General features: G+C 71.7%; 23 protein-coding genes. 17 read left to right on the plus strand and 6 right to left on the minus strand.

The window, feature by feature from the left end:
* The first annotated feature begins 111 nt into the window (after positions 1 to 111).
* From ACFYZA_RS03785 to ACFYZA_RS03800, 4 genes are all read left to right on the plus strand, one after another.
* On the plus strand, positions 112 to 984 hold the full coding sequence (locus tag ACFYZA_RS03785; RefSeq protein WP_388486862.1) for a PIG-L family deacetylase: 873 nt from the start codon (positions 112 to 114) through the stop codon (positions 982 to 984).
* 80 nt (positions 985 to 1064) lie between these two features.
* Entirely contained in the window at positions 1065 to 2309 is a 1245-nt protein-coding gene (locus ACFYZA_RS03790; RefSeq protein WP_388486865.1) for a styrene monooxygenase/indole monooxygenase family protein, read from the plus strand.
* Between the two features lie 144 nt (positions 2310 to 2453).
* Complete coding sequence (locus ACFYZA_RS03795; RefSeq protein ID WP_388486868.1) at positions 2454 to 3500, plus strand: tetratricopeptide repeat protein; 1047 nt, start codon at positions 2454 to 2456, stop codon at positions 3498 to 3500.
* Positions 3501 to 3559: 59 nt separating this feature from the next.
* Complete coding sequence (locus tag ACFYZA_RS03800; RefSeq protein WP_388486871.1) at positions 3560 to 4684, plus strand: polyprenyl synthetase family protein; 1125 nt, start codon at positions 3560 to 3562, stop codon at positions 4682 to 4684.
* Positions 4685 to 4730: 46 nt separating this feature from the next.
* On the opposite strand, the gene ACFYZA_RS03805 is transcribed toward ACFYZA_RS03800, so the two are convergent.
* Positions 4731 to 5786 carry an isopenicillin N synthase family dioxygenase gene (locus ACFYZA_RS03805; RefSeq protein ID WP_388486873.1) on the minus strand — a complete coding sequence of 352 codons (1056 nt, stop codon included), beginning with the start codon at positions 5784 to 5786 and terminating at the stop codon, positions 4731 to 4733.
* Between the two features lie 459 nt (positions 5787 to 6245).
* Here ACFYZA_RS03805 and ACFYZA_RS03810 point away from each other — a divergent pair, with 459 nt between their 5' ends.
* Positions 6246 to 6764 (plus strand): GNAT family N-acetyltransferase, encoded by a 519-nt coding sequence (locus tag ACFYZA_RS03810; protein WP_388486876.1) that lies wholly within the window; start codon positions 6246 to 6248, stop codon positions 6762 to 6764.
* Positions 6765 to 6949: 185 nt separating this feature from the next.
* Here ACFYZA_RS03810 and ACFYZA_RS03815 read toward each other — a convergent pair whose 3' ends face one another.
* On the minus strand, positions 6950 to 7393 hold the full coding sequence (locus tag ACFYZA_RS03815; protein WP_388486879.1) for an SPW repeat protein: 444 nt from the start codon (positions 7391 to 7393) through the stop codon (positions 6950 to 6952).
* Positions 7394 to 7693: 300 nt separating this feature from the next.
* Here ACFYZA_RS03815 and ACFYZA_RS03820 point away from each other — a divergent pair, with 300 nt between their 5' ends.
* Positions 7694 to 8590 (plus strand): class I SAM-dependent methyltransferase, encoded by an 897-nt coding sequence (locus tag ACFYZA_RS03820; RefSeq protein ID WP_388486882.1) that lies wholly within the window; start codon positions 7694 to 7696, stop codon positions 8588 to 8590.
* Between the two features lie 88 nt (positions 8591 to 8678).
* Here ACFYZA_RS03820 and ACFYZA_RS03825 read toward each other — a convergent pair whose 3' ends face one another.
* Positions 8679 to 8939 (minus strand): hypothetical protein, encoded by a 261-nt coding sequence (locus ACFYZA_RS03825; protein WP_382593867.1) that lies wholly within the window; start codon positions 8937 to 8939, stop codon positions 8679 to 8681.
* A gap of 233 nt (positions 8940 to 9172) precedes the next feature.
* Between ACFYZA_RS03825 and ACFYZA_RS03830 the strand changes: the two genes are divergently transcribed.
* Complete coding sequence (locus ACFYZA_RS03830) at positions 9173 to 9496, plus strand: cupin domain-containing protein (protein WP_388486885.1); 324 nt, start codon at positions 9173 to 9175, stop codon at positions 9494 to 9496.
* Between the two features lie 36 nt (positions 9497 to 9532).
* Here the strand turns inward: ACFYZA_RS03830 and ACFYZA_RS03835 are convergent, their stop codons facing one another.
* A complete protein-coding gene (locus tag ACFYZA_RS03835) occupies positions 9533 to 9901 on the minus strand; it encodes a MerR family transcriptional regulator (RefSeq protein WP_388486888.1) in 369 nt (122 codons plus the stop codon).
* Between the two features lie 144 nt (positions 9902 to 10045).
* On the minus strand, positions 10046 to 10525 hold the full coding sequence (locus ACFYZA_RS03840; protein ID WP_382593858.1) for a GNAT family N-acetyltransferase: 480 nt from the start codon (positions 10523 to 10525) through the stop codon (positions 10046 to 10048).
* Positions 10526 to 10638: 113 nt separating this feature from the next.
* On the opposite strand from ACFYZA_RS03840, the gene ACFYZA_RS03845 reads away from it, so the two are divergent.
* The 10 genes from ACFYZA_RS03845 to ACFYZA_RS03890 all read left to right on the plus strand — a co-directional run bounded on the left by ACFYZA_RS03845 (position 10639) and on the right by ACFYZA_RS03890 (position 20669).
* Positions 10639 to 11901, plus strand: coding sequence for an RNA polymerase sigma factor (locus ACFYZA_RS03845; RefSeq protein ID WP_388486890.1), 1263 nt, complete (start codon positions 10639 to 10641; stop codon positions 11899 to 11901).
* 57 nt (positions 11902 to 11958) lie between these two features.
* Entirely contained in the window at positions 11959 to 12600 is a 642-nt protein-coding gene (locus ACFYZA_RS03850) for a formylglycine-generating enzyme family protein (RefSeq protein WP_388487974.1), read from the plus strand.
* A 134-nt stretch (positions 12601 to 12734) separates the two neighbouring features.
* Positions 12735 to 13547: a class I SAM-dependent methyltransferase gene (locus ACFYZA_RS03855; RefSeq protein WP_388487975.1), complete on the plus strand. Its 813-nt coding sequence runs from the start codon at positions 12735 to 12737 to the stop codon at positions 13545 to 13547.
* A 731-nt stretch (positions 13548 to 14278) separates the two neighbouring features.
* The gene (locus ACFYZA_RS03860; RefSeq protein ID WP_382593852.1) at positions 14279 to 16174 is read left to right on the plus strand and encodes a bifunctional metallophosphatase/5'-nucleotidase; all 1896 of its coding nucleotides are present in this window, start codon (positions 14279 to 14281) and stop codon (positions 16172 to 16174) included.
* Positions 16175 to 16352: 178 nt separating this feature from the next.
* Entirely contained in the window at positions 16353 to 17588 is a 1236-nt protein-coding gene (locus tag ACFYZA_RS03865; protein ID WP_388487977.1) for an SLC13 family permease, read from the plus strand.
* A gap of 9 nt (positions 17589 to 17597) precedes the next feature.
* Positions 17598 to 18095 carry a universal stress protein gene (locus ACFYZA_RS03870; RefSeq protein ID WP_388486892.1) on the plus strand — a complete coding sequence of 166 codons (498 nt, stop codon included), beginning with the start codon at positions 17598 to 17600 and terminating at the stop codon, positions 18093 to 18095.
* Positions 18096 to 18110: 15 nt separating this feature from the next.
* The gene (gene crcB / locus ACFYZA_RS03875) at positions 18111 to 18602 is read left to right on the plus strand and encodes a fluoride efflux transporter CrcB (RefSeq protein ID WP_382593846.1); all 492 of its coding nucleotides are present in this window, start codon (positions 18111 to 18113) and stop codon (positions 18600 to 18602) included.
* Between the two features lie 76 nt (positions 18603 to 18678).
* Positions 18679 to 19053, plus strand: a complete 375-nt coding sequence (gene crcB, locus ACFYZA_RS03880; protein ID WP_382593843.1) for a fluoride efflux transporter CrcB — start codon at positions 18679 to 18681, stop codon at positions 19051 to 19053.
* Between the two features lie 230 nt (positions 19054 to 19283).
* Positions 19284 to 19901, plus strand: coding sequence for a phosphatase PAP2 family protein (locus ACFYZA_RS03885; protein WP_388486895.1), 618 nt, complete (start codon positions 19284 to 19286; stop codon positions 19899 to 19901).
* An 84-nt stretch (positions 19902 to 19985) separates the two neighbouring features.
* Positions 19986 to 20669: a hypothetical protein gene (locus ACFYZA_RS03890; protein WP_388486897.1), complete on the plus strand. Its 684-nt coding sequence runs from the start codon at positions 19986 to 19988 to the stop codon at positions 20667 to 20669.
* A gap of 51 nt (positions 20670 to 20720) precedes the next feature.
* Here the strand turns inward: ACFYZA_RS03890 and ACFYZA_RS03895 are convergent, their stop codons facing one another.
* Positions 20721 to 21344, minus strand: a complete 624-nt coding sequence (locus ACFYZA_RS03895) for an RraA family protein (RefSeq protein ID WP_388486900.1) — start codon at positions 21342 to 21344, stop codon at positions 20721 to 20723.
* Positions 21345 to 21981 lie beyond the last annotated feature (637 nt).

Genomic DNA, 21981 nt, shown 5'->3' on the forward strand with positions numbered 1-21981 from the left:
GGAGGGAAATCCGGGATCTTCGCGACATATGCGCTGATAATCCGTCCCGTGAACGGGACAGCGGTACAGCGGAGAAAGCTCGGACTTCGAGGCGCTTCAGTGGTGTGCGGCATGGCGATGCTCGCGTGGGGGCAGATCGCCGTACCCGCGAACTCCTCGGCGGCCGCGGCCCCGCCGTGCCGGAGCACCGTGTTCGCCGGGGTCGCCCACGAGGACGACGACCTCCTCTTCATGAGCCCGGATCTGGTCGCCGACTGGGGCAAGGGCGCCTGCCTCGACATCGTCTACCTCACCGCCGGCGATGCGGGGAGCCCCGGCACCCGGTACGTACAGCAACGCGAGCAGGGCGTGGGCCAGGCCTACGCGTTGCTGGCGGGGGTGCCCAACGACTGGCGGCGCGAGGACCGCAGGCACGCCGGCCGTACCGTCCGCGCCTTCGCGCTCCGCGTGCCGGCGGGCCGGCCAGGGGTGCGGGTCACCTTCCTGCGTCTGCCGGACGGCATCCACGACGGCTCGGGCACCCGCACCCAGGCGGGCCAGAGCCTCCTCAAGCTCGAACGGGGGAGGATCCGCCGGATGACCGCCATGGACCACAGCGCGAGTTACGACGCGAGGGAGCTCACCGCGATGCTCGCCTGGCTCGTCGCGGACTCGCACGCCAGGACCGTACGCACCCTCGACTACCGCAACACCGACTACGGCACGGGACCCAAGGGCGACCACAGCGATCACGAAGTCGCGGCGCGGTTCGTGAAGTCGGCCGCCGCCGCAGTGCCGGGCGTCAAGCCCGCCGTCATCGGATACCGGGGTTACTCGGTCAGTGCGATGCGCCCGAACGTCGCCGTTCAGCCGGCCCGTCGCAAGGAGGCGGTCTTCCGGCGGTATCTGACCACGACCGAGTGCCCCAAGGGCTGTACCGACTACAAGGGCCCCCTCTCGGCGCTGTACCGGAACTGGATGCTCCGTCAGTACCCGACGGCCTGACGTCCAAGGTCGTCTAGGCAGCCCCCGGTGCCACCCAGTACAACGGTGGGGTCGGCGGTGCGGACCAGGTGGAGGCAGGCGTGCGCAGGATCGCGATCATCGGGGCGGGGCAGGCCGGGCTTCACCTGGCGCTCGGACTCCAGGCCGAGGACTACGACGTGACGCTCTGTTCGGAGCGGACGGCGCGCGAGATCCACGACGGCCGGGTCACCTCGACACAGCTGATGTTCGGCCCCGCCCTGGCACTTGAGCGGGCCGCCGGGCTGAACCTCTGGGACGAGCGGGCGCCGGTGATGGGCGGCCTGGAGATGAGCCAGTGGGACCCGGCGGTGCCGGCTCAGGGCCCCGCCCGCTTCACCACCTCCTATGACGCCGAGGCCCGTTCGGTGGACCAGCGGCTCAAGCTCTCCGCATGGCTGGAGCTGTTCGAGTCGCGGGGCGGCCGGGTGGAGTACGGGTCGGTCGAGGCCGACGGCGCCCCGGCGGTCGTCGCGCGCCATGACCTCACGGTCGTGGCCGCGGGCCGCGGCTCCCTCTCGTCGCTCTTCGGCCGCGACGCGGCACGCTCGGTCCACGACCGCCCGCAGCGCACGCTCGCCGCGTTCTACGCCAACGACGTCACGGGCCGCGGCGACGAGACGGACGGATATCTGCGCGTATCCGGTGGCTCGGCGGCCGGGGACGCGATCGTCCTCCAGGCCCTGAGCGTGCACGGGCCCTGCGACATCCTGTTCCTGGAGGCCAAGCCGGGTGGTCCGTACGACTGCTGGGCGGATCGCCCGGCCCCGAGCGAGGGGCTGAGCCGGGCGGTGGAGCTGCTGCGGGAGTACGCCCCGTGGGAGTACGAGCGCTTCGCGCGAGCCGAACCCACCGACGGCGGCGCCGCGTTGTACGGAGCCGTCACCCCCGTCGTCCGGCACGGGGTCGCCGCACTGGGGGACGGCCAGTACGTCCTCGGCATGGCGGACGCCGTCGCCGTCAACGACCCGCTCACCGGCCAGGGCGCCAACAACGCGGCGAGGGCGGCCGCCGCATACCTCGACGCGATCCTGAAGCGCGGCGAGCGGCCCTTCGACGAGCAGTGGATGCGGGGGACCTTCGACGACTACTGGGAACAGGCGCGCCATGTGCACGCCTTCACCGACCTGATGCTGCGTCAGCCGCCGGCGGATCACCTCGGACGCATCCTGCGGGCCGCGTACGAACACCCAGAGGTCGCCCACCGCTTCGCCAACGGCTATGCCGATCCGCTGAGTTACCGCGACTGGCTGATGGATCCGGACCGGACGGACGCCTACCTCGCGACGCTCCCCGGGTCCCGCTGAAGTCGGATGTTTCCACCGGACGTCCGCCTTCAGATGTACGGCACACGGGCTCTGAGGCTGACTCCCGGCACCCCGGTCGTCTCCTAGCTTCTTGATCAAAGGTGGAGCGCCTCGCTCCGCACCACGATCCGAAGCGAGACAACCATGTACGGCAAGGCATTCGCCCCCGAGTACCGGGGGTCCCTGGGCGAACTCTCGGTGAACACGTCGCTGGAGGAGGTGCTGGCCAAGGCCGTCGAGGAACAGCGGCGGGCCGAACAGAGCGGCGACGCGCTGGAGTTGGCCCACGCCGCGCTCGCCGTCGCCGAGGCGAGCCGGCGACTGGGCCGGGTCGACGAGGCCGAACGGGCCTGGCAGGACAGCTACCGCGCGGCCGACCGGGCCGGCGACCGGGGGGCGATGGCCTGGGCGGTCTGGAGCGGAGGCACCCTCGCCCGCCAGCGCGGCGACCTCGCGCTGGCCCGTGAACGACTGGCCGAAGCCGCCGAACTCGCCGAACAGGGCGACGACATCGTGGCCCGCGGCTACTCGCTGGCCGGGCTCGCGGAGACGGGACGCATCCAGGGCGACTACGAGGCCGTGGGCCGCCTGCACGAGCAGCTGCTCGCCGAGGCCCGGCGGCGCGGCGAGGCCCGGCACACCGTGTGGGCGCTCGAAGGCATCGCGCAGATGCACCGCAACACCGGCTCCTTCGACACTGCCCTCGCCATGTTCGAGGAAGCGGCCCGGATAGCCGGGGACGCGGGCGACGACCGCGGCCGGGCCTGGGCGCTGCGCGGCATAGCCGATGTGTGTTCCGCCCAGGGCGAGACCGAGCGGGCCCTCGCGCTGCTGACCGAGGCGGAGCCGCTCTGCCGGGAGGTTCAGCTGGTCGGCGCGCTCGCGTACAACCACAAGATGCGGGGCAACGTGCTGTACCGCGCGGGGCGTTACGCCGAGGCCGAGGAGGTCTACAGCGGGGCGCTCGCGGAGTTCCGCGCGATGGGCGAGCCGCGCGGGGAGGCGCTGTCGCGGCTCGGCCTGGTGAAGGCGCAGGCCCGGCAGGGGCGTGCGGCGGAGCTGACCGCCGCCGATCTGGACGTCCTTGAGCGTGCGCTCGGCGGCATCGGTCTGCGACGAGCCGGCGACATGATCGCCAAGGCGCGCGCGGAACTGGGCATCACGGCGCCCGACGCCGTACCCGCCCCTTGAGCGCGGCCCCCGCGATGTCCACGGCACCCCCCGCACGGCCCACGACAGGAGCAGAACCCATGTCCCCCCAGGCTGGTCTGCACACCCCCGAGTCCCTACGTCCGCCCCGGGACGGCTCCGCGCCGGTGGCAGCCGTGACGTCCCGAGGCGGCCCCGCGCCCCGCGCGGCGGCCACCCTCGCGCGCTGCCGCGATGTGGTGGAGCCGGCGCTGCGCGAGGCCGTACAGGGGCTGCACCCGGAACCCGGCCGCATCGCCGCACACTCCTTCGGCTGGTGCGAAACGGACGGCACGCCCAGCGCCGGGTGCGGCGGCAAAGGGGTGCGACCGGCGTTGGCGGTGCTCGGGGCGGAGGCGGTGGGCGCGAGCGCCGATGTGGCGGTGCCCGCGGCCGTGGCGATCGAGCTGATCCACACCTTCTCCCTGATGCACGACGACATCATGGACGGGGACGAGACCAGGCGGCACCGCGACAGCTCGTGGAAGGCCTTCGGCACGGGCCCCGCGGTCCTGGCGGGCGACGCCCTGTTCGCGCTCGCCGTTCGCACACTGGCCGAGGCGGACGACGTGCACGGCGGCTCGGCGGTGCGTCAACTGGCAGTCATGCTGGGGGAGTTGGTGCATGGCCAGGCCGACGACGTCCAGTTCGAGAAACGGCCGTGGACCGGCGGCGGGGCGGTGAGCCTGACCGAATACCGGGCGATGGCGACCCGCAAGACGGGTGCCCTGCTCGGCTGCGCCGTCGCACTCGGGCCGGTCCTCGCGGGCGCCCCGCCCCGTCTCACGGACGCGCTCGCGCGGGCCGGGCGGGAATGGGGGCTGGCCTTCCAGGCGGTCGACGACGTCCTGGGAATCTGGGGGGACCCCGCCGTCACCGGGAAGCCGGTGCACAGCGATCTGCGGCGCGGCAAGAAAACGCTGCCGGTCCTCGCCGCCCTGGCCGAGGACCCCTCGCTGGGGCCCCGCCTGGAACGCCTCCTCGACGGGCGGACCCCGCCGGACGAGGCCCGCGTCCGGCGCGCCGCCGACCTGATCGAGGAGGCGGGCGGCCGCACCTACGCGCTGCGGGACGCGCGTGCTCGGGTCGCCGTCGCCCGCGACCGGCTGCGCGCGGCGCCCTTGGTGGCGCCGCGCGTGGACGAACTGGTCGCGCTCTCGGAGCTGTTCCTCGACCGCCGGATGTGACGGTCCTCGACCGCCGGGTGCGAGTCCCGCGCGCAGATCGGCGCGGCTAGGACGTCAGCGCCGATCCGGCGAGCGGGCGCTCGGTGAGCAGCAGGTCCGCGTGGTGGCGGGCCGCGACCAGCGGGTGGGCCCGCAGCTTGCCCTTGAGTTCGTTGCGTCCGTACTCGGCGAACAGCGGGTTCGCCGGGTCCGCGGTGGCGCCCGGCGCATGCGCCGCGTACGGGAAGGACAGCGGCTGGATGTGGGCGTCGAGGCGGGGGTTGTAGAAGAACGGCACCGAGAAGCGCTCGGTGGCGCCGGGCGGGCTCACCACACGGTGGTTGGTGGCGAGCAGATAGCCGTTGGTCGCGACTTCGAGCAGCTCGCCGAGGTTGACGACGAAGGCGCCGGGCAGCGGCGGCACATCGTGGAACCGGCCGTCCTCGCGCTGCACTTGGAGGCCGCCGACGGTGTCCTGGTGCAGCAGGGTGAGGAACCCGTAGTCCTTGTGCGCGCCGACGCCCTGTGCGGTGCCGTCCTCGGCGCTGCCCGGGTAGCGGACCAGCTTCAGGTGCAGATGGGCCCGGTCGCCGAACACGTCGTCGTAGAAGTCCTGGGGCGCGCCGATCGCGGCGAGAAGCTCGTGCAGCAGCTTCTCGGCGACCGCGCTGAGCCGGTCGATCCAGTTCAGGGCCGCGGTGCGCAGGCCCGGCAGCGCGGCGGGCCACTGGTTGGGGCCCTCCAGCCACCAGTACGCGGGCTCACCCGGCCCGGGGACACGGGCGGGCCGCTCGGCGCCTATGTCCAGCTGGTCGCGCCAGTCCCGGGAGCCGCCGGTGCGCTCGTCGCCGATGCGCGTATAGCCGCGGAAATGGGGCGAGTTGACGTTGTCGATGGCGAGCCGGTCGGCCTCCGGCAGCCGGAAGAACGCCCGCATGGTCTCGTTGAGCGCGGCGGTCTCGGCTTCCGTGACGCCGTGCCCGACGAGCTGGAAGAAGCCGACGCCGTGCGCGGCACTGTGGAGCTGGTCGTGCAGCCGCCCACGGGCCTCGGGGCCGCGGTCGGCGGCGGAGAGGTCGATGATCGGCAGCTGCGAGGAGGTCACGTACGACATGGAAGCCATCCGCTGGAAGATGCCCCGGCCGGCGCGGGTGCGCGCGATCGCGGCTCCGCCGGGGTGAGGCGGGCGCCGCATGGGCACGGGGAGGAGGAAAGGGGGGCCTGGGTCAGCGGTAAGTGCGACAGGCCATGCTCGTGACGCGGACGAAGTCCACGTGGCGGCGTCGAACGAGCAGAGGCATGACGTCAGGTTACGCCCGGGTGGCCCTCGGGTGCTGTGATCACCCTCACATGGCATGTGCGCCGCCCCCTCTCCCGCTCACTGCCCTCGTTTCTCAGCCCTCGTAGAGAGTGATGCGCATCTTCGTCCGGTGCGGGGCCGGGGTGTAGGGGGCGGCGGGGGAGTTGGCCGATACGCGGCTGCCGCTCCCCGCCTCCGCTCCGGCCGGAAGTCGCCGAAGCGGGCCCGGAGCCGCCCTGCCGGAGATCGACAGCCGCAGGCGCCGACGGCGAGGATGGCGGCGTGAACCCCCTGGAAGCCAAGCCCATCGCGACCGCGCGGCTCGACCTCGTGCCGCTGCGCGTCGACCACGCCGAGGAGATGGCCACGGTCCTGTCCGACCCGGCGCTGCACGCCTTCATCGGCGGCGCCCCGGATGACCCCGAGGCGCTCCGCGCCCGCTACGAGCGCCTGACCGAGGGCTCTCCCGAGCCCGGGGTGTCCTGGCTGAACTGGGTGGTGCGGCTGCGGGACGAGGACTGCCTGACCGGCACCGTCCAGGCGACGGTCACCTCGTCCGGGCAAGGGGGCGTCGCCGAGATCGCGTGGGTGGTGGGCACGGCCTGGCAGGGCCGGGGCATTGCGGCCGAAGCCGCCCGGGGGCTCGTCGACTGGCTCGTGCGGCAGCCCGTGCGGACGCTGGTGGCCCACATCCACCCCGAGCACCGCGCGTCCGCCGCCGTCGCCGCTGCCGCCGGGCTCGCGGTCACCGATGTGTGGCAGGACGGCGAGCTGAGGTGGCTGCGCCGAGTCGATTCGTAGGCCGACGGCGCCCGCGTCAACTCCGGCTCACAGTCCGGGAGTTGAGGTACGGGCGCCGTGCGGGCCGCATGCTGTGGCGATCGGGGACGGCGGTGCCGGCCCGGGGCGGCGGCGGGTCTCCGTCGAAACCGGGAGGCCTCGTAGGACAGGAAGGCTTCACCCCCGCCGGGGCCGGCTACCGGGAGTCAGGTCGACTTTCGGTTTCTCGACATCAACATCCCACCCGCGACGAGTGCGAACAGGCACACACACGCGCCGGTGATGACGTTGCTCAGGATGGCTCCGGTGCCGGCGCTCCGTGCGACGACCCAGGGAGAGACGATGAGCCAGGCTCCGAGGGGCAGGACCACGAAGTTCAGGTCCGTGGACCTCTCCGGGGCCATGGACATGCACAGGCCCAGCACCGCGAGGGCTATGCCGACGACCAGGTTGCTGAGGGCCAGGGTGGGCTTGGCGGCCGAGAAGTGGACCGTCCAGCCGGAGATCGCTGCGTAAATACCGGCGAGGATCACGAGTTCCTCGACCGCTGCCACTCCGCGGGTTTCCATCACCCGGGCGTAGCGGTCCCGCATCTCCGATACATCGGGGTGCCCGGAAAGATCACCGGGGCGGTGTGAGACGTCGGCCATCCGACTCGCCTCCTTCTGAAAGTCTGCACGTCTGGCCGCGCTGCGACAATGTGTCGCGCCCCCCATTGTGCGCTTACATGCCCTTTATGTGTAGTCGGGGGAATTGTCGATTTGTGCGACGCGGAATCTTTCGCTTCGGGTGTTTCTGCGGCTACACAGGGTGATTGTCCCGCTGTTCAGTACGGCGGATTCGCAGGTGAAGGCGGGTTTTCTCGTGCTGTACGGGGAGTTTCGGCCGGGGGCGCCCGGGCCACGCCCCGTGGCCACCTTCCGGTCATCTCGCAGGAGTAGGACCGGGCCATGTCACAAACGACGAGTGCACCGGTGGCGTCCCCGGCCCGCTTCTCCGACGTCAAAGGCTGGTTCTGGCCCGCCGATCAACTGCTGTTCGACTGGTTCCTGAAGCGCCAGGACCGGGCCCCCGAACAGACCGGTGATCTGCTCGAACTCGGCGCCTATCTGGGCAAGAGCGCGATTTTCATCGGTGGTTATCTGCGCCCCGGCGAGGAGTTCACGGTCTGCGACCTCTTCGACTCACCGGCCCCCGACGATCCCAACAGCGCCGAAATGGGCAGGTCGTACTCGACGCTGACCCGCCGGGCCTTCGAGGCGAACTACCGCGCGTTCCATGAGGAGTTGCCCACCGTCGTCCAGGCACCGACCTCCGTCATCGCCTCCCGGCTCGACGCCGGAAGCTGCCGCTTCATCCACGTGGACGCCTCACACCTGTACGAGCACGTCCACGGCGACATCGAGGCGGCCAGGGAACTCGCCGCCCCCGAGGCCATCGTGGCCTTCGACGACTTCCGCGCCGAGCACTGCCCCGGGGTCGCGGCCGCGGTCTGGGGCGCGGTCGCGACGATGGAGCTGAAGCTCATCTGCATCACCGGCACTAAGGCGTACGGCACTTGGGGCGATCCCGAACCGGTACGGGCCGAACTCCTCGACTGGCTGGCATCGCGCACGGACCTGTGGCACGGGGTGGAAGAGGTGGCGGGCGCACCGCTGATCCGGATCGACGGCAAGAAGGCCAAGGCGCCCACCCCGCCCCAACCACTGCGCACCGCACCGCCGGAGTCGGGGGAGGAGTCGGAGTCTCCGGAGGCCCCGACGGCCGAGGCCGCCGCTCCGGTCCCCGCCCCGCCGGCCGCGCGCCGGGGCCTGCTGGCCCGCGCCCTCGGCGGCCGCCGCCGCTGAACACGGCACGGCCCCGGCCCCCGCGCTCCGGGCGGCTCGACGAGCCGCCCGACGGCGGGGCCGGGGCCGTGACGGCCGGTGGCCGGTCCTAGTGGTTGACCACCACGCCGACGCCCTGCTCCTGCCCGAACAGGTCGGTCCACGAGCCGAAGAACAGGAAGGAGTTGTTCGTCGCGAGCCCCACGGCGGCGAACACCAGGAACTGCGTCGCGATGAGCAGCCCCAGCCGGCCCAGTACCGTTTTCCAGCTGTGACGTGAAAGGCGCGGCCAGCACCAGATGGTGACGGCGAACATGACCACCGCGCACAGCACGGTCAGTGCCAGCACGCTGTTACTCGTGAGACCCATGGGTCGATAGAACTCTCTGCCAGACGTTCCCCCGGGCGCGCCCGAGTGGCACCGCTCGGGGGTGCTCAGAAGAGTAGACAGGGATGGAGCCGGATCCGTTCCCACCCGAGGCGTCGACATCCTTTGCCGTTCGGTCGACCAGTCATGTGGCCCGGCCACATAGCCTTCGGGCATCCACAGATTCCCCCCGGAACGGTCGGCGGCATGCCCCGACCGCAGAGGAGACGTGTGCCGTGACGACACTTGCCGAGAACCCGATCGACCTGACGGCGACCGCCGCCGGCCTCACGCCCTGGCGCTCGCTGGCGCTGGGGAAGGTGGGCCCGGCCTGTGTGAAGGTGCTCAGGATGGACGGGCTGCCGCTCGTCGAGGAGCGGCACGACACCACGGAGGCCCTCCTGGTCCTGGACGGCCGGCTCGAACTCCTCGTCGCGGGGCGCCCGTTGACCGTGAAGGCGGGCGAACTCCACCTGGTCCCCGCCGGGACGGCACACGCGGTCCGCCCGGGCAGCAGGGGAACCCTGGTGATCGTGGAGGTCGAGGAGGACGGCTCCTGAGGGCTCCTCGGGGAGCCCAAGAATGCGGGGTTCGCATCAGACATGTGAATTGCCGCTCACCGTGTCGAGGTACTCCGACACCGCGTCGCGGTTGCGGATCAGGCATTCGATGCGCTGCGTCATGCGGTCACGTTCGAGGGTGAGGGTGGCGAGCATCTCCGGTGTGGCGTCGGGGAAGTGGATCGCCCGGGGCTTGTTGAGGCAGGGCAGGATCTGCTTGATGATGCGCGTCGGCAGGCCCGCGTCGAGCAGCCCCCGGATCTGCAGCACCCGGTCCACCAGATTCTCGTCGTAGTTCCGGTAGCCGTTGGGGGAGGGGCTGGAGATGATCAGGCCCTGCTCCTCGTAGTAGCGCAGCAGCCGACGCGATGTGCCGGTGCGCTCCGAGAGCTCGCCGATGCGCATGTGCTCCTCCTCGCGGACGTACGGAACAAGGCCCCACCCTCACACCGCTGTGAAGGTGCGAGCGAGTGTAGGGCAGCGCGGCGCGCGGCGATGGCGAGGGGCCCGGTCGGTCACAGCCCCCGCACGAAGCTGAGACCCGGTCGGTCACAAGCCCCGTACGAAGCTGAGGCCCGGCCGGCCGCTCAGCTCGATTTCCGCGCCGGGCGTGAATCCGGTCCGGGTCAGGACGGCCCGGGAGCCGGTGTTGTCCAGGGTCGTCCTGGCCGTCAGCGAGGTGAGGCCGTACGCCCCGGAGGCCAGGGCGCAGACCTGGCGGACGGATGCCGTGGCCAGCCCCTGTCCGGCGGCCCGCTCGGCGATCCGGTATCCGAGCTCGGCCGAACCGGCTTGCAGGTCGAGCAGGTTGACGCGCCCGAGGATCTCACCGTCGTCGCCCACCACGAGGTGGAAGCGGCAGGTGCCCACCGCCTGCTCGGCCAGCAGTGCCGCATGGCGGGCGTCGAACTCGGCGAAGTAGTCGTCGCCGCGGTCGGGGATGGACGCGGCGAAGTACGCGCGGTTCTCCCGCTCGAACTCCAGAAGGGCAGGACCGTGATCGACGCGGAGAAGCTGGAGCTGGGCCATGCGGCAAGGCTACGCATCCGGGTGCGGGCGGCGGTGACGAGGGTGTCGCCTGGTCGAGGCCGTCGGACGCGCCGCGTCGAGCTTGCCGCGCCTTCGTGGGGCTGCTCTGATGGGTGGCCGTGACGTCAGCGAGTGCGACCGAAACGGTCGAAGCGGTATTCAGGATCGAGTCCGCGCGGATCATCGCGGGTGTCGCCCGCGTCGTGCGGGACGTGGGCATCGCGGAGGAGCTCGCGCAGGACGCGTTGGTCGCGGCCCTCGAGCAGTGGCCCGCCTCCGGCGTCCCCGACAACCCCGGTGCCTGGCTCATGGCCGCCGCCAGGAACCGCGCCATCGACCTGGTCCGCCGCAAGGAGACGTACGCCCGCAAGCTGGCGGAGGTCGGGCGGGCGCTCGAAGACGTGCCGCCGCCGGACCCGGCCGACTTCGACGACCCGGACCGCATCGACGACGACCTGCTGCGGCTCATCTTCACCGCCTGCCATCCGCTGCTGTCCACGCAGGCCAGGATCGCGCTCACGCTGCGGCTCCTCGGCGGCCTGACGACGCAGGAGATCGCCCGCGCCTTCCTGGCCCCGGAATCCACCGTCGCCCAGCGCATCGTGCGCGCCAAACGCTCGCTGGCCAAGGCCGGGGTCCCGTTCGAGGTGCCGTACGGAGCGGACCGGGACGCCCGGGTGTCCTCGGTCCTCGAAGTCATCTACCTCATTTTCAACGAGGGGTACTCCGCGACGGCCGGCGACGACCTGGTGCGCCCCGCCCTGTGCGAGGACGCGCTGCGGCTGGTGCGGGTGCTCTGCGGCCTGATGCCCAAGGAGCCCGAAGTCCACGGCCTGGCCGCCCTGTTGGAGTTCCAGGCCTCCCGCATCGCCGCCCGCACCGGGCCCGGCGGGATGCCGGTGCTGCTCGCCGACCAGAACCGGGCCAAGTGGAACCGCCTGCTCGTCCGGCGGGGCGTCGAGGCCCTCCAGCGGGCGGGGGACGGCCCCTACTCCGTGCAGGCTGCCATCGCCGCGTGCCATGCGCACGCTCTGCGCTACGAGGACACCGACTGGGCGTCGATCGCCCTTTTGTACGGCCGTCTCATGGCGATGACCCCGTCCCCCGTGATCGAGCTGAACCGGGCGGTCGCCGTCGCGATGTCCGAGGGCCCCGAGGCCGGGCTGCGCCTGGTGGACGCCCTCGGGGACGAACCGGCCCTCAAGAACTACCACTTGCTGCCGAGCGTACGAGGGGACCTGCTTGAGCGTCTCGGCCGTCCGGCGGAGGCGAGGGCGGAGTTCGAGCGGGCGGCCGCCCTGACCCGCAACGCGCGGGAGAAGGAGCTCCTCCTCAACCGCGCGGACGCCAACAGGCGCTTGGCGCAAGGGGGTTGAGACCGCCGTTGCTAGGATCGGCCGATCATGGTCATGGGTGGGGTAGTGAGAGATGAGATGGTCGCCGTCCCGGCAGGGCGGGTGACGCTGTCGGACCGGCGTACGCGGCGCAGCTGGCAGGTGGAGCTCCAGCCGTACCGGCTCGGGGCGTTCCCCGTGACCCAGGCGCACTACGCACGGGTCACCGGCGCATGGCCGAGCACCGCGCGGGGCGAGCGTCTGCCCGTCGAGGGCGTCTCCTGGCTGGACGCGGTCCGGTACTGCAACGCCCTCTCCCGGGAGGAGGGGCTGGCCCCCGCCTATCGCGGGGTCGACGGCGAGCGCGTCGAGTGGGACGCGGGCGGCGACGGCTACCGGCTGCCGAGCGAGGCCGAATGGGAGCACGCGTGCCGGGCCGGTACGGCTCAGGCGCGGTACGGGCCGCTCGACGACATCGCCTGGCACCGCGGCAACTCGGGCGAGCGGATGCACGAGGTGGGCGGCAGACGGCCCAACGCGTGGGGGCTGCACGACATGCTGGGCAATGTGTGGGAGTGGTGCTGGGACGTCTACGACGCCGAGGTCTACGGCAGCTACCGGGTGCTGCGCGGCGGCGGCTGGTTCGATGAACCCTGGAGCTGCCGGGCCTCCGTGCGACGCCGCAGCCACCCGACCTTCCGCATCGACGACGTAGGGTTCCGGGTCGCGCGCTCCGGCTGAGCGACACCTGAGGGCCGGGGTGAGGAAGGGGCGCCTACCCTCAGGGGACCTGGGTAGGGTCGGGGCGACGTGGCGTCCGTGAGGGGGACCGGTTGACCGACACGACCGACGACTTCGACCCGGCTGTGCGGCGGATGATGTCGTCCAACGAGGCGAACTGGGACGCGCGCACCCCGGTCCATCTCGCCAGCCGCTTCTACGGCGTGGCCGACGGGAGCGCGGACCCCGAGCGCTGGTTCGCGGACTACGAGTGGCGCGACCTCGGCGACCTGGCGGGGCGGGACGTCCTCCATCTGCAATGTCACCTCGGTACGGAGACGATGGCGTTCGCCGCGCGCGGGGCCCGCGCCGTGGGCCTCGACCTCTCCGGAGCCTCGGTGACCGCGGCTCGCGCGCTGGCGGCCGGGGCGGGCCTCGACGTGGAATACGTCCAGGCCAACGTGTACGACGCGGCCCGGCGCCTTGCGGGGCGGCAGTTCGACGTCGTCTACACGGGCAAGGGCGCGCTCTGCTACCTCCCGGACCTGCCCCGCTGGGCCGAGACGGTTGCCGCACTCCTCCGCCCCGGCGGGCGGCTGTACCTCGCCGAGTTCCACCCCCTGCTCAACTCCCTCGGCCCCTCGCCCGCGCCCGGTGCCGGCCCCGAACTGCTGCTGCGCCACGACTACCTGGGCGGCGGTGGCGCGGTGCGCCGCGACGCCACGTACACCTACACCGACGGCCCGGCCGTGCGGGGCGCGACCGAGTGCTACGAGTGGATGCACGGTCTGGACGAGGTCGTCGAGGCCGTGCTCGGCGCGGGTCTGAGGATCGGCCGGCTGCGGGAGAGCGACGAACTGCCCTGGCCCCGCTGGCCGCAGATGGTCCGCACCCCGCAGGGCTGGTGGCGGCTGCCCGACGGGGAGCCGCGCGTCCCGCTCCTGTTCACCCTGATCGCACACCGCTGAGTCAGCCCCGTGACCCCCACCGCCTTGATCGGTCAACTCCCTTGCCTTCAGCTTGATTTGAAGGCTGCGCGGAAGGGGACACTGCCAACGAGTACGTCTGCGCGAGCGGTCGGCCCCGGTGCCGGCCCGGCGCGAGACGGCCAGTAGGCGGCCCCTGGCCCCCAGCGCTCCACACGTACACGGACCGCCGAGACGAGAACGGTCGAACCGTGCCGGGCGCGCGGACACCCGGCACGGGAGTGCCGCCCCCCCTGCGGGGCGCGGCGGGCACCGGCGAAGGGCGGCCTGCCATGCGCAGAGGTCGGAGCCGATTACCCCGCGGTGCCGCCGCGCCGCGCCCCGAACGGGCCCTTCGCGTCGGCACCGCATTTCCGGAGATCCTGACGTCCATTCATGACGTCCGCGCACAAGCGGGGTTGAAGGACACCGGATTCAGTTCAGCAACTCGTCATGTGACACCACCACCGAGTTCCGCGCATCTTTCGCTCTTCGTGTGGTTCGTGCGCTTGAGTGGGACATGTTGGCGACCCGGATTTCGGCGCCCTTGGTCCGGCGGCGTGTCGAGGGTTCGGCCATCCTGCCGTGTTGTATTCCTTGTGCCCGCAATCGGCGGATTCGTGTCACGCAGTTCTTCGGGCCGCCACGTGGGGAGCCGGAACACCGCTCCCGGCATGGCCGCGTAGCTTTCGAATGAGGGAGTCGAAATGTGGGGCGTGGGTCGACGGAGCTTCATGACCGTGGCGGGATCACTCGCGACGATGGCGGCGACGGGCACGTCGGCGCTGGCCAGCGGACACGCGCGTGACGCCAAGACCGCCACCGAGTACGTGGACGTCCAGCTGCTCAGCATCACCGACCTGCACGGATACCTCCAGGCCCCGCCCGCGAGCGACGCGGTCATCACGGGCGCGGGCGGCGAACAGTTCACCGTCGGCGGCGTGCCCTACATGGCCACGCACCTCAAGAACCTGCGGGCCGGCCGCACGAACACGCTGTTCCTCGGACAGGGAGACCTGTTCTCGGGCTGGGCGTTCCCGGCCCTGTCACTGGCCGACGAGCCCACCATCGAAGCGCTCAACCGGATGAAGCTCGACTTCTCGACCGCCGGAAACCACGAGTTCGACCGCACCCCCGGATTCCTGATCAACCACATGGAACACGGCAGACCGTACGCCGGAGCGGGGTGGACGAACAGTTTCCCCGACTCGACCGGACGGACCTTCCACGGCGCGAACTTCCGTTACTACTCGGCCAACATGCTCTGGGGAAATACGGGAAGGACCGTCCTTCCGCCAGTGAATGTCGAATGGGTACAGGGGCCGGGCGGGAAACGGCTTCCGATCGGATTCATTCATCTGACGGTCACCGGCACGGACACCGGATCCACGAGTTACCAGACGGCACTGCGCATGACCGAGGAGCTGGCGACGGCGAACCGCTGTGCGGCGCAGCTCAAGGCGCAGGGCGTCAACGCGATCGTGCTCAGCATGCACGACGGGGCGGTCGCGGGAAGCGACTTCAACAGCGGGAGCAACCCCTCGGGGCCTGCCTACGACCTGGCGCTCGCCGTGTCGTCCGACATCGACGCGATCATCACCGGCCACTGGCACTGCGCCTTCAACATGATGGTCCCCGACCCCTCGGGCAAGACGCGGCCGTTCGTCGAGGCGGGCTGCCACGGGCAGATCATCAACGAGATCAACCTGCGCCTCGACCCGGTGACGGGCGAGGTCGTACGGGAGCTGACCACCTCGACCAACCACCCCAACACCCATGACGTGGCGCCCGACCCGGACCTCAAGGAGACGTCCGACTACTGGACCGGCTACGCCGACAACCGGGGCAACACCCGCATCGGGCGCCAGACGGCCTCCTTCACGAGGAGCCTGAACAGCTTCGGCGAGAGCACGATGGGCAACCTCGCCGCCGACTGGGCCCTGTGGGCCGGGGCCCAGCCGCTGGACCCGTTCGACACGGGGAACATCAACGCCAACGTGCCCGCCCAGCTCGCCCTGATCGCGGTGGCTCCCCGCCAGGGCTCCTGCGTCATCAACGGCGACCTCACCATCGACGCGACGCTGCAGGGCGCCGTGTCCTACCGCAAGGCGTTCAACGCCGTCGGCTACGGGGACCCGATCGTCACGGTCTCCGTCACGGGCCAGTGCATCCACGACACCCTGGAACAGCAGTGGAAGATGAAGGGGACCGCGCTCACCTACGCGCCGTTCGCGGTGTCCCACAACGTGCGCTACACCTTCGACGCGTCCGGGGCGGCGGGCGACCGGGTGGCTCCGGCCGATGTCCTCATCGACGGGACCCCGCTCGACGTGAAGGCGACCTACCGGCTCGCCGTCACGGCGTACACGCTGATCGGCGCGGACGACTACCCCGCCCTGCTCAACCACTCGCAAGCGGTGCGCCACACCCGGGACTTCGAGAGCTTCGTCGCCTACGTCCAGAGCCAGGCCGTCCTCACCCCGGCCCCGCTCGGCCGGGTCACCGCGCGCAACGCGAAGACCCTGAGCGGCGAGCCGGGCCAGCTGCTGCCGGTGCCCCGGACGCGCAGCGTGGACGCCGGACCACGGGTGGCGTCGGCGGGCACGGACGGCGGCGAGGGCCGCTGCTGAACGCCGCCCACCTCATTCCCCCGTGCCCGCGCCGCGCGGGGGAGTGCCGGCGACTCACCCCGCCGGAGATCGCGGAGCGGTGACCGGCGCGTAGGGTCGTCGCGGTGGTGTGGCAAGGGGCCCGCCGCCGTGATCGCCCGTTGCCCGGAGGCCGACCCTGAGTACCGTCACCGCCGAGATCGTGTCGGCCGTCCTCCTGATCGCCGTGCTCGCCTTCGCCGTCGTACGCCCCCGCAACTGGCCGGAAGCGGTGGCCGCGCTCCCCGCGGCGGCGCTCGTGGTCGGGCTCGGCGCGGTCTCGCCCACCGAGGCGTGGCAGCAGACCCGCGACCTGCTCCCGGTGGTCGGCTTCCTCGCCGCCGTCCTCGTACTGGCCCAACTCTGCGACGACGACGGCCTGTTCGCGGCCACCGGTGACTTCGTCGCCCGGGTCTGCGGAAGCAGTGCCCAGCGCCTGCTCGGCGGGGTCTTCGCCGTCGCCGCCGTCATCACCGCCGTCCTCAGCCTGGACGCGACCGTCGTCCTGCTCACGCCCGTGGTGTTCGCGACGGCGGCCCGCGCCGGTGTCCGGGCCCGCCCGCACGTGTACGCCACCGCGCACCTGGCGAACTCGGCCTCGCTGCTGCTGCCCGTCTCCAACCTCACCAACCTGCTCGCCCTGGCGGCCAGCGGGCTCTCCTTCACCAGGTTCGCGGCGCTGATGGCCCTGCCGTGGCTGGCGGCCATCGCCGTGGAGTACGGAATCTTCCGGGCCTTCTTCCGCAGCGACCTGGCCGCCCGGCCGAGCGGCGGGCGGGCCCGGGACACCACCCCGATGCCCGTGTTCACGCTCGTGGTCCTCGCGCTGACGCTCGGCGGGTTCGTTGTCACCTCGTTCGCCGGCCTCAGCCCGGTCTGGGCCGCCCTCGCGGGCGCGCTCGTCCTCGCCGCGCGCGGCCTGGCCCGGCGCCGCACCACGCCCCGCACACTGGTGACCTCGGCCGGCATCCCGTTCTGCCTCTTCGTCCTCGGCCTCGGCGTCGTCGTCAAGGCCGTCGTGGACAACGGCCTCGGCACCGCCATCAGCCATCTGCTGCCCGACGGCGATTCGCTGCCCGCCCTGCTCGCCGTCGTCGCCGTCGCCGCGGTGCTGTCGAACCTCATCAACAACCTGCCCGCCGTGCTCGCCCTGCTCCCCGTCGCCGCGCCGGGCGGCCCGGGCCCGGTCCTGGCGGTCCTCATCGGCGTCAACCTCGGCCCGAACCTCACCTACGTCGGCTCGCTCGCCACCCTGCTGTGGCGGCGGATCCTGCACGAGCACGACGACGCGCCGGAACTCGGGCACTTCACCCGCCTGGGACTGCTCACCGTTCCCGCCACACTGGTCGCGTCGACCGCCGCGCTCTGGGCGGCGCTGCACACGATCGGAGGCTGACCGCATTCCATGAGCGTCATCATCTGGATCACCGAGGGCACCTGGCCCGCCTGCGTGGACGCCGCGCGCGAGCACACCGCCGGGCGAGAGGACCTCGTACTCCTGCACGTCACCGACGACACGGTGGCCGAGGCCGCGCACGGCGCGTTCGCCGGGCTCCTCGGGCGCGGCCACCGCGAACGCGACCCCGGCACCCGCCTCGAAGGACTCTCCCGGGCCGCCGTCGACGACCTCTTCGCCGAGGCCGAGCGGCGCCTGGGCCGTCCAGCCCGCCGCCTCGACCTGAGAGGCCGCGCCGAACAGCGGGTCGTGCGCGCCGCGGAAGGCGCCGACCTCCTCGTCTGCGCGCGCGACGGCGACCACCGCCACCTCGGGCCGCGCAGTCTCGGTCCGGCGACCCGGTTCGTGGTCGACCACGCGCCCTGCCCGATCCTGCTGGTGTGGCCCGAAACGGCCCCGGGCCTCGGCTCGCTGCCGCCGCCACCGCCCGCCCATCCGCAGCCCTGACCAGTTAGGAGAAGCATGTCCGACGCAGCCAAGCAGTCGCGGGTGACCGACGGGCCCACCGACCCCGATGTCGATCTGGGCGTGCCGGCCCAGCGCCGGGACCTCGCACGCGGTCTCGGCCCGGTCGTCGCGGTGGTGGCGCTCGGCGGAGCGATCGGCGCCTGCGCCCGCTACGGGGCCTCGCTCCTGTGGACCACCGCCCCCGGCTCGTTTCCGTGGACGACACTGCTGGTCAACGCCGTGGGCTGCGCCGTGATCGGCGTGTTCATGGTGGCGATCACCGAAGTGTGGTCCGCGCACCGGCTGGTCCGCCCCTTCTTCGGCACCGGCGTCCTCGGCGGATTCACGACCTTCTCGACGTACGCCGTCGACATTCAGAAGCTCCTGTCCGCCGGACGGCCCCTGACCGCCCTCGCCTATCTGGCCCTCACGCTGGCCGTGGCGCTCGCGGCCGTGTGGAGTGCGGTGTGGCTGACCCGGCGCGTGCTCGTGCGGAGGCGGCGATGACCGGCCTGACGGGACGGACCCACCCGGCACAGCGGACCGGGGACGACACGCGGTACACCGGACGGGAGAGCGTCAAGTGAGCTGGATCTACGTGGTGTTGGGGGCGGCGATTGGCGCGCCCCTGCGCTTCCTCACCGACCTGACCGTGCAGAAGCGGCACGACAGCGTCTTCCCCTGGGGCACCTTCACGGTCAACGTCGCCGGCTGTCTGATCCTCGGCGTACTCACCGGCGCGGTCACCGAGGGCGCCGCGTCCTCGTCGGTACAGCTGTTCGTCGGCACGGGGCTCTGCGGAGCGCTGACCACGTATTCGACCTTCTCGTACGAGACGCTCCGGCTCGCCGAGCAGGGGGCGAAGTCCTACGCGGTGGCGAACGCCGTCGGCAGTGTGGTGGCCGGCCTCGGCGCGGTCTTCGCGGGTGTGGCGCTCGCCGAGGGGCTCTGGGGCTGAGGGCTTCCCGCAGGGGCCACCGAGCGGATCGGCAGGGGCGCGCGACCCATCCGGACCCTCTGAGCAACCCATCCGGACCCTCTGCGCAACCAATCCGGATCGTCTGCGCAACCAATCCGGATCTTCTGACGTCTACATGCCTGTAGTCGTTCATGTTCCGCTCGCCCGGCCTTCACCCAGAAGGCCACCCCGCACCCCGCCCCGTTCGACCCACCGGAGAAGCGCATCCCATGACCAGTTCCGCCCCCACGACCCAGGCCCTGGACGGCGCGTCCATCGACGGCGGCCTGTACGGCGACATCACCGACTTCGCCCGCCATACGCACTGGCTGAACGGACCGGTGGCCGCGTACACCAGCTACGGCGTCGCCCTGTTCGCCGTGTTGATGCTGGCCGGCTGGTGGATCGCGCGGCGCAAGGACGCCTCCGTCATGGCGGCGGCCCTGTCCGCGCCGATCGCGGTGGTGCTCGCGTACGTGGTGAACGACGCGGTCAAGTCGGTGTTCACGGAGCCCAGGCCCTGCCGTGCGCTGCCGCACGACTTCCTGATCGAGAAGTGCCCGCCCCTGAACGACTACGCCTTCCCCAGCAACCACAGCACGGTGGCCGCTGCCACGGCCGTCGCCCTGTTCCTGGTCGACCGGCGCCTCGGCGCGATCGCCGCCCTCGCCGCACTCCTGATGGGCGCGTCCCGGGTGTACGTCGGCGCGCACTACCCGCACGACGTGCTGGTCGCCTTCGGGGTCGGCGCGGCCGTGGCCCTCGCGGTGACGTGGTCCGCGCGGCGGTACGCGGCCCCGCTCGTCGCCCGACTGCGCGGTGGCGCCCTGAAGCCCCTGCTCGCCTGACGCCCGCCCGCCCCGGCGGCGTTTCTCGTCCGTGCGGGCGTGGACCGGTGTCCAGGGCGGGCCCGAACACCTAGGGTCGGCGGCATGCTGCGAATCGTCGATGAACTCGCCGGCCCCGGACCCCTGCGCATCTGCGCCCAGGCCCCCGCCGACGGTGATCCCGGGACCGCACTGCGGGTGCTGCTGATCGCGGACGTGCTGGCGCGCGTCGTCGAGCAGGGCGGCAGGGCGGCCCTCATCGGATGGACCGGCCCCGAGCAGCCGGTGGCCGCCGCCGGTATCCGGCCGCCCGACGCCGAGGGGGACCCGGAGCGGATCGCCGAGCAGCTCGGCGGCCCGCCCGGCGTCCAGCTCAGCAGCGCGACGTACGAGGGCGCGGGCATCGCCGGCCTCCAGATCGGCGCGGCCGCTCTGCCCCCGCTCGAAGGCCTCGACCTGCTGGCCGTACGCCTGCTGCTGCTCAGCCACCCCTACGAGGAGCCGGTCACGGTCACCGCCGACCAGGTCGACGAGGCGGGGCGCGCCCTCGCCCGCTGGCGGCGGGCCATCGCCGGCTGGGCCGCGCAGCCCTCGAAACCGATCCCCGCCGACCTCAAGAGCACGGCCCGCACCGCCCTGGACAACCGGCTCGACACCGCGGCCGTGCTGCGCCTCCTGCACGATCTGGCGACGGCCGACGAGGTGGCGCCGGGTGCCAAGTTCGAGACCATGTCCCACCTGGACCGCGTCCTCGGCCTCGAACTCGTCCGCGAGGTCGGCACGGTGTGAACCGGGCACGCTCCGTCGCCAACCAGCCATGCGCGAAAGGGAGTTGGGCGCTCAGCCCTCGAAGCCGCCGTCGCCGAGGGCCTTGTCGATCCGGCCGCGGTGCGCCTCTTCCCAGGCGTCCAGGGATTCGGCGGCCTCCTTGGCCAGCTTGCGCCGGGCATCGAGGAGCACCTGCTCCGCCTGCGCGCGGGGCGTGACCACGATGCCCTCCTCGTCGGCCACCACCACATCGCCCGCGTGCACGAGCACTCCGCCGCAGCGGACCGGCTCGTTGAGCGGGGCGACGGCCTTCTTGGTGCCGGGAATGGGGATGACGCCCCGGGCGAAGACGGGGAAGCCCGCCTCGCGGACCTCGGCGAGGTCGCGGATCACCCCGTCGACCACGAACGCCGCGACGCCCCGGCGTTGGGCCACGGCGCACACGTTGCCTCCGGCGAGGGCGTAGTCCAGGTCGCCCGACTCCACCACGATGACCGAACCGGGTTCGGCCCGGTAAATGGCCGCGTGCAGCATGAGGTTGTCACCGGCGGGACAGCGCACGGTGAATGCGGGCCCGGCGACACGCGGCATCGGAGACCACAGAGGGCGAATGCCGATATCCATCACCTGCGGGCGCCCGACGATGTCGGCGAGCGTGGTCGGGGGAATGTCCTTGAATTCGCTGAAGTCGTTCATGTTCTTCCTGGTGATTGGTAGTTGACGGCGACTATTACTGGGTGGGCCGCAGCCATTGTGCGGCGAAGACGGGTTTGACGGGACGTGACGGGGCCTGCGCCGAGAGCCAGTTGGGCGGAATGGGCCAGATGGTGTCAGGGGCGCGAGGCCGTGCCAGGCGTCGCGCCTTCGCCATGTGGACGCGAGCGGACTCGCAGGATCCGTGATCGATCGAATTGATCACCGCAAATGAATTGATCACCGCCCCGCCTCCCCGTTCCCCGCCCCGCCCCCTGTCACCCCCGGTTCCCTGGAGGGTGGCCAGTGATCATGATCCCGGACAAGGCGTAGGGGATGGGTGTGGTGTCGCACACAGGGGGTAGGCGGGGACCTCGTGCCCGAAGTGTCCGAAATGAAATGTAATCGGCGCGGGATGGACCGCCGTGGCAATGTCCTAATTGGGGCTAATGGGTAAGACTCGCCTCTTTTATCGGAGGTCCCGGCGGTTGCGTCGCGGGCGAGTGAATTGGGTCACGTGCGGCCCGCCGGGCGTGTGGCGCCCGCCCGGGGCATTTCGCTTCACCCGAAAGCGAGTTGGGCGCTCCCGCCGAAGTGGCTGGCGCCGGTGAATTCGAGTTGATCTATATTCCTGATCACC

Source organism: Streptomyces sp. NPDC001828, assembly GCF_042892175.1.
In the GTDB taxonomy this organism is placed as follows: Bacteria; Actinomycetota; Actinomycetes; order Streptomycetales; family Streptomycetaceae; genus Streptomyces.

Coding starts and splice junctions, on each gene's coding strand:
- ACFYZA_RS03860 (WP_382593852.1), top strand. CDS start 14,279: ATGACCGTGGCGGGATCACTCGCGACGATGGCGGCGACGGGCACGTCG.
- ACFYZA_RS03820 (WP_388486882.1), top strand. CDS start 7,694: ATGTCACAAACGACGAGTGCACCGGTGGCGTCCCCGGCCCGCTTCTCC.
- ACFYZA_RS03825 (WP_382593867.1), bottom strand. CDS start 8,939: ATGGGTCTCACGAGTAACAGCGTGCTGGCACTGACCGTGCTGTGCGCG.
- ACFYZA_RS03815 (WP_388486879.1), bottom strand. CDS start 7,393: ATGGCCGACGTCTCACACCGCCCCGGTGATCTTTCCGGGCACCCCGAT.
- ACFYZA_RS03870 (WP_388486892.1), top strand. CDS start 17,598: ATGAGCGTCATCATCTGGATCACCGAGGGCACCTGGCCCGCCTGCGTG.
- ACFYZA_RS03885 (WP_388486895.1), top strand. CDS start 19,284: ATGACCAGTTCCGCCCCCACGACCCAGGCCCTGGACGGCGCGTCCATC.
- ACFYZA_RS03840 (WP_382593858.1), bottom strand. CDS start 10,525: ATGGCCCAGCTCCAGCTTCTCCGCGTCGATCACGGTCCTGCCCTTCTG.
- ACFYZA_RS03850 (WP_388487974.1), top strand. CDS start 11,959: ATGGTCGCCGTCCCGGCAGGGCGGGTGACGCTGTCGGACCGGCGTACG.
- ACFYZA_RS03785 (WP_388486862.1), top strand. CDS start 112: ATGGCGATGCTCGCGTGGGGGCAGATCGCCGTACCCGCGAACTCCTCG.
- ACFYZA_RS03805 (WP_388486873.1), bottom strand. CDS start 5,786: ATGGCTTCCATGTCGTACGTGACCTCCTCGCAGCTGCCGATCATCGAC.
- ACFYZA_RS03835 (WP_388486888.1), bottom strand. CDS start 9,901: ATGCGCATCGGCGAGCTCTCGGAGCGCACCGGCACATCGCGTCGGCTG.
- ACFYZA_RS03890 (WP_388486897.1), top strand. CDS start 19,986: ATGCTGCGAATCGTCGATGAACTCGCCGGCCCCGGACCCCTGCGCATC.
- ACFYZA_RS03800 (WP_388486871.1), top strand. CDS start 3,560: ATGTCCCCCCAGGCTGGTCTGCACACCCCCGAGTCCCTACGTCCGCCC.
- crcB (WP_382593846.1), top strand. CDS start 18,111: ATGTCCGACGCAGCCAAGCAGTCGCGGGTGACCGACGGGCCCACCGAC.
- ACFYZA_RS03855 (WP_388487975.1), top strand. CDS start 12,735: ATGATGTCGTCCAACGAGGCGAACTGGGACGCGCGCACCCCGGTCCAT.
- ACFYZA_RS03795 (WP_388486868.1), top strand. CDS start 2,454: ATGTACGGCAAGGCATTCGCCCCCGAGTACCGGGGGTCCCTGGGCGAA.
- ACFYZA_RS03895 (WP_388486900.1), bottom strand. CDS start 21,344: ATGAACGACTTCAGCGAATTCAAGGACATTCCCCCGACCACGCTCGCC.